Here is a 5,556-nt window from a genome sequence, read left to right as displayed (position 1 = left end):
TCCTCGTCCCCGCCGATGCCACACCCGCCCCCGACCACGGGTAAGCTTTGACCCGCCCACACGGGGCCTTAGCTCAGTTGGTAGAGCACCGGCTTTGCAAGCCGGGTGTCAGGGGTTCGAATCCCCTAGGCTCCACCCACCGAAAAGCCCAGGTCAGAAGCCATGTTCCGACCTGGGCTCTCGTGTCTCACGATCTCTTCTTCCGCTTCCGTGCCCGTTGCGTGCCCGATCGCTTCTTCCCCTTGAGTTCGGCCTTGGCCATGGCACTCAAGGTGTCGGCGATCTCCCGGTGCCGCTCGTCCGTCGCGTGCAGGTAGATCATGGCCGCGCGGTCGCTGGCGTGGCCCATGCGTTCCTTGAGTTCCGGGAGCGTCGCCCCAGCGATCGCGGCGAGGGTGTTGCCCGTGTGCCGCAGGTCGTGAAAGCGCACGCCCTTGAGCCCCGCCTTCTCCAAGGCCCGCACCCAGTTGCGCCGGAAGTTCGCCCGCCGGAGCAACGCACCCTTACCGCCGACGAAGACGAGCCCCTCGTCGCCGTCCTGCGCGAACGCCTTGACGTGCTCTTTCAGCTCAGGGAGCACGATTGCCGGAATCGGAAGCGTCCGCGCGCCCGCCTCAGTCTTCGGAGGCCCGAAGTGGAGCGGCTTACCCGTCACCTCCACCAGCGTCCGTTCAACCCGGACGGTGCCGGCCTTGAGGTCGACGTCCTTCCGCCGCAGCGCCACGGCCTCACCCCAACGCAGGTTCGCGAAGGTCGCCAGCAGGACGAGCGCCCGGTAACGACGGTCGATCACCTCAGCCAGGGCGAACACTTCGGAGATGCTGAGGACGGGTCGCTCTGGCGAGTTCTCGGCCCCGCCGCCCTTGACTGTGCAGGGGTTGCGCTTGATCATGCCGTCACTGACCGCCGTGTTCATGATGGCATTGAGCAGCCGATATGCCTTGGCTACCGTGACGGCACCGGCCCCGGAGTCGAGCAGATGCTTACGCCAGCGCCGCACGTGAGCATCCTCGATGTCCGAGACCGCCGAGTTGCCGAAAGCCGGAGCGAGGTGCAAACGGACGAGGCCCTCATACCGTTCGAGGGTCTTTGCCCGCAGGCCCGGACGCTCCTTGAGCCACGCTTCGGCGTACTCCTTGAAGGAGACCTTCCCGGCGTCCGGGGAGAGCCAGTCACCGCTCTTGATCTCGGCCGCTTTGAGCACAAGCCAACGCTCGGCGTCCCGCTTGGTCGCGAACGTGTGCGGCGCAGGCCGATCGATCTCGTCAAGCCCGAGGTAGCGAGCCTGGAACCGCCCCGAGGGCAGTTTCCGGACGCGTCCGAAGCGACGCTTGCCAGCCATTACGCGGCCCTCCTGCTGTAGTTGCCCCGTAGAGTGACCGGCTCGACGAGACCGGCCGCGATGTACTCGTGAAGTGCGGATTCGGGGATGCGCACGAAGCGACCGACCCGCACGAACCGGATGCGCCGTTCCTCGATCAACCGCCGTGGGAACCGCTGCGAGGTGTTGAGGTACTCGGCCGCCTCCGCCACGGTCAGCAGCCGTTCAGCCGGAAGGTTGTCGAGTCGCTTGGTCACGCTGCCTCCGCAGTTGCCGAAAGTTCTGGGGTGGGGTTGCGGGTCGCGGCGTCGAGCTGGCGGCGCCGTTGGATCCGTTCGTTGATCAGCAGGAGAAGCCGTTGTTCGGCCGGTTTCACGTCGGCGTCACCGGGGCCGGCTCTCTCCCAGACGTGGACCGCTTGCGGGTCGGTCGGGTTGCTCACCGGGATTCCGGCCTCAGCCAGTCGGGCGAGGACCCAGGCTTTGCGGTCGGCTTTGTGGTCGGCGAGGGTTTTGCCGGACCATTTGCGGGAGACCAGGACGCGGCGGCCGCCGTAGCCGAGGTGTTCGCGTCGGTGTGCTTTGCCCTTGCAGTAGCCCGGCGTCATGCCCTTGCGCGGGTTCTTGGGCTGCACGCCGTAGCGCAGCCAATTCGCGCATGTCGGGGAGCACGGTTCGTAGCGGAGTGCTTCAGCCATGCGGTCGACGTGTTCACGCTGCGCCGCAGTGTCGGCGGAGTGGCATTCGGCCACGCCCTTGACCAGGTATTTGGTCAGGTAGCCGATGCAGCGCCGGGAGTCGGGAGAGTCGGCGAGGACGCCTTGAGCGTCGATTTGCCGCCCGAAGCGGACCACGTGCAGGGGTTCGGCGTCCTCGTCCTGGCCGAGGGCGTCTAGCGCCTCATCCCAGGTGGGGAGTACCTCGCCGGTGGCCGGGTCGAGATAGCCGCCGCCGTCCTCGCCCGCCACGTCATCCCAGACCGGCAGGTGTTCGCCGTCGAAGACGACGCGGTCGGTCGGAGGCCACCACACTTGGTGGTAGGTGGCCGCCACCACCTGACGCAGCTCAGCCCGCGAAATCGTGCCGCGAATCGCCATGTGCAGGTGGGGCGCGAGGCGCCGTTGCGGTTCGACGGCGGCGAAGTACTGCACGTCGTAGCCGACGAACCGGCGCAGGTTCTGCACGAACCGGTCAACCAGCTTGGAGAAGTGCAGAGCATCGCGAGCAGCCCGCGCGTAGTCGTACGTCGCCGGGTCGACCGGCGTACCGTCACCGCGCACCCGCCGTAGGAGTCCAGGGTGAGGGTGAGGAACAGCGAGGGCCGGAAGGTCTTGCCATCGTGGCCTCGGAACACCTTGCCGACCGTGCGGGAGTCGACCGGACGACGAGGAAGGTCGGGCGCGTCCTGCCGCCGCCGGGTCGACCGGGTGCGCCGGCCCTTGGTCTGGTCACCGGTCTTGAGGGCACCGCGGACCCCGGTCCGTTCTAGCTCGTTGTCCAGGTCGCGCACCACGGCATCCCAGAACTCGGAGTCTTCCCCGTCCGCCGTCCCGTCCTCGGCCGCGCGGTCACGGGCCGCCGTAGCGTGCGCCCGCAGTTCCATCCACGCCCGTTGCTCCTCATCCGGGTCAGCGCGCGTGATGACCGGTTCCTCGGCCAGGTGCCAGCCTTGACGGCACTGCACCGCGCGAAGCTTGCGCTTGCGTTCGGCGCACGACGGGCACACCGAGGCCAGGGTGTGACCGCACGGGACATAGACCATCTCGGCCGCGCCCGTGTTGAGGTCGACCCGCCGCATGGGGACTGGACGGACGCACACGCCGTGTTCGACCGCGACCGCTTCCAGCACGCCCCGCGCCAGCGGAGCCAGCGTCTTGACGACCGGTTCCGGACCGGGTTCGGCCGACGAGGATGAGTCGACCTCGGGGCCGTCGAGGGTGGGTTGTCTCACGCCGCCCCCCCGCACGTCGACATCGGGCAGGCCGAGCGCGACCATGTCGCGGATGTCGGAGTCGGCGACGTAGGCCGCCCGCACCCGGACGGGGTCGGGTGAGGCTTCGAGGCGGACGAACCCGACGCCCGCGCCGACCTCGGGGACGGAGGAGATTTGGTCGGCCAGTGCGCCACGGTCGCGGGCACCGTCGCCGAGCACCATGTCTACTTGCTCGTCTTCATCGAGCCGTAGGGCGATGCGGTCGGGGAATAGGTTGCGCAGGTTGTTGACCTCTTTGCGCGCGTCCTGCTGCGCCCCGATCACGCAGTACCCCACCGAACGGCCCTGCGAGGTGAGCACGGCAAGCGCCGACTCGGCCCGCTTGCGCAAGTCCCGCTCTGGGCAGTAGGCGGTCAGGAACGCCAGCTCATCCACCACCACGACCCGGAACGGGTGCTCATGCGACGGTGTGAACGAGCGGGTCACTCCGGCGAAGCGTTCGGCGCGGGCGTTCATGTCCTCGGCCGCCGTCTCCAGCAGCTTGACCATGCCGCCGGACGGGTCGGAGGAGTACCGCCCGTACCGTTCGAACAGCGCTCGCCCGAAGGACAGTTCCATGCGTTTAGGGTCGACCGCCCACACCTCCACCAACCCGGACAGCATCCAGGGCAGCAGTGCGCGAATGGTGGACCAGATGACCGAGCCCTTGCCGGCCCCCGTCGCCCCCGCGATCAGCACATGCGTCCCGAGCAGCCGCAGCCGCCACGGCGACCCGTCCTCGCACCGTCCGATCACTAGCCCGGACAGGTCGACGTCGGAGCCGTCGGGGACGGGCAGCGCCGGCATCGGGACGGCCAGGGCGTCACGGCGGATGAATTCGAGCCAGATGCGGCCCGGACGGTCCCCGTTCCGGACGCGGACCAGGGTTGCGCCGAAGCCGTGGGCGAGGTTGACCGCGACCCGTTCCCACGCGTCCGGAGCCTGCCCCTTGAGCATGCGGACGAGCACCCGGTCCGAGGTCGGGCCGCAGCGGACCCGCACGGGGGAGGGCAGGTACTCCCGCCCCTTGTGCACCTTGGTAAGTCCAGCAGTGACCAGGACGGGTTGCCAATCGCGCCGGTAGACCGCGACCAGGCGCCAGCGGGCACGGGCCGGACGGGCGATCCAGCGGACGAAGGACGGACGGTCCACCCCCGCCCACACGGAGAGGCTCACGGCGACGAGGGCCAGGACCAGGACGGGCACCAGCCACCCGAAGCGGACGCCGAGCCAGCCCAGACCGGCCGCGATGGACACCGGGACGATGTTGCGGACCAGGAAGACGACCGTGCGGACCAGCGCGCGGACGGCGTTGACGATGAGCACCAGGCCCTCGGGCATGTGCCAGACCGGAGGCGCCCACTTGGGCGCGGCGAACGGGTCACGCTGCGCTTCAACGGCGACGTTGTCACCGGGGCCGAGCTTGCGGAACTCCCAGGCCATAACCTGGACACCTCTTCTCTTTCAAAGCTGTGGGAGAGCGAGAGAAGCGGGGCGGCCGGAGGTACCAGCTCCAGCCGCCCCACCCGGATTCAGGCCGCCGGGTCTTCGGCGGACACGCCCTGCGGGTTGTTGAGCGTGTGGAGCCGTTCCACCTCGGCCGCATACGCCGCGAACGACTCGGCAAGCTTGCGCGCGACCCGGACGTCTTCGGCGGTCGGTGACGTGGCCCTGGCCGGAGCGATGATCACGTGGGCGTAGCTGTGCGTGATGGAGATCTGCGCCCGGTTCTTGCCGCGCGGGCACAGCACCGACACCCGCTCGTCCGGGTAGATGCTCACCGACGTCAGCGCCGTCCCGTCCGGCTCCACCTGAACCGTGGTGTAGCTGTAGGCCCCCATCAGGCAGCCGCTCCCTTCCCGGACGAGCGGCCCGAGGAGGACCCGCCCGACGAGGAGCGGCGGCCGGACCGGTACAGCCGCTCCACCTCCACCGCGTACGCCGCCGCCTGCTCGGCCAGCCCCCGCGCGAACTCCACATCCCCGGCGTTCAGCCGCTCGGGAAGGGTCAGGGTGACCAGCACCCGACCCGCCGACACGGTGAACAGCGGCGTACGCGCCCGGAACGACTTGAACTCGGAGGAGGCCGCGCCGTCGATGGGCAGCGACAGCGCCGACATGCGCCCGCCCCCCATCACGCAGCGTCCTTGGCAGCCGCGCCGCCGTCCTTGCCCGCCGAGCGGGACCCGCCGCCGCCCTTGAAGTTGGCCGGACGCACCGCCCCCGCCTTCAGCGAGTAGGCCAGCCGCCCGGTACCGGAGTTGA

The 5,556-nt window shown here is 69.3% G+C and carries 4 protein-coding genes, 1 tRNA gene and 2 pseudogenes; 1 reads left to right on the top strand and 6 read right to left on the bottom strand.

Going from position 1 to position 5,556, the window contains the following annotated elements; translation table 11 throughout:
• The first annotated feature begins 62 nt into the window (after window positions 1-62).
• Window positions 63-135 (top strand) — tRNA-Ala (locus tag HUX53_RS26955).
• Window positions 136-187: 52 nt separating this feature from the next.
• Here HUX53_RS26955 and HUX53_RS26950 read toward each other — a convergent pair.
• The 6 genes and pseudogenes from HUX53_RS26950 to HUX53_RS26925 form a co-directional block, all read right to left on the bottom strand.
• Window positions 188-1,342, bottom strand: a complete 1,155-nt coding sequence (locus HUX53_RS26950; RefSeq protein ID WP_217919943.1) for a site-specific integrase — start codon at window positions 1,340-1,342, stop codon at window positions 188-190.
• Window positions 1,342-1,578: an excisionase family DNA-binding protein gene (locus HUX53_RS26945; protein ID WP_176406025.1), complete on the bottom strand. Its 237-nt coding sequence runs from the start codon at window positions 1,576-1,578 to the stop codon at window positions 1,342-1,344. Before HUX53_RS26945 ends, HUX53_RS26950 begins: the two co-directional genes overlap by 1 nt.
• A pseudogene (locus HUX53_RS26940) lies at window positions 1,575-2,702 on the bottom strand (replication initiator); the annotation flags it as partial. The pseudogene HUX53_RS26940 and the gene HUX53_RS26945, both read right to left, overlap by 4 nt.
• Before the next feature lie 200 nt (window positions 2,703-2,902).
• Window positions 2,903-3,118, bottom strand: a pseudogene (locus tag HUX53_RS43145) (replication initiator); the annotation flags it as partial.
• 1,706 nt (window positions 3,119-4,824) lie between these two features.
• On the bottom strand, window positions 4,825-5,133 hold the full coding sequence (locus HUX53_RS26930; protein ID WP_176406024.1) for a hypothetical protein: 309 nt from the start codon (window positions 5,131-5,133) through the stop codon (window positions 4,825-4,827).
• The gene (locus HUX53_RS26925; protein WP_176406023.1) at window positions 5,133-5,426 is read right to left on the bottom strand and encodes a hypothetical protein; all 294 of its coding nucleotides are present in this window, start codon (window positions 5,424-5,426) and stop codon (window positions 5,133-5,135) included. The genes HUX53_RS26930 and HUX53_RS26925 overlap by 1 nt, the downstream gene beginning before the upstream one ends.
• Between the last annotated feature and the right edge of the window lie 130 nt (window positions 5,427-5,556).

It is taken from the genome of Actinomadura sp. BRA 177, assembly GCF_013372625.1.
GTDB lineage: Bacteria > Actinomycetota > Actinomycetes > Streptosporangiales > Streptosporangiaceae > Spirillospora.
Note: the sequence above shows the minus strand (reverse complement) of the source record. Positions and strands in the feature narration are given on the sequence as shown.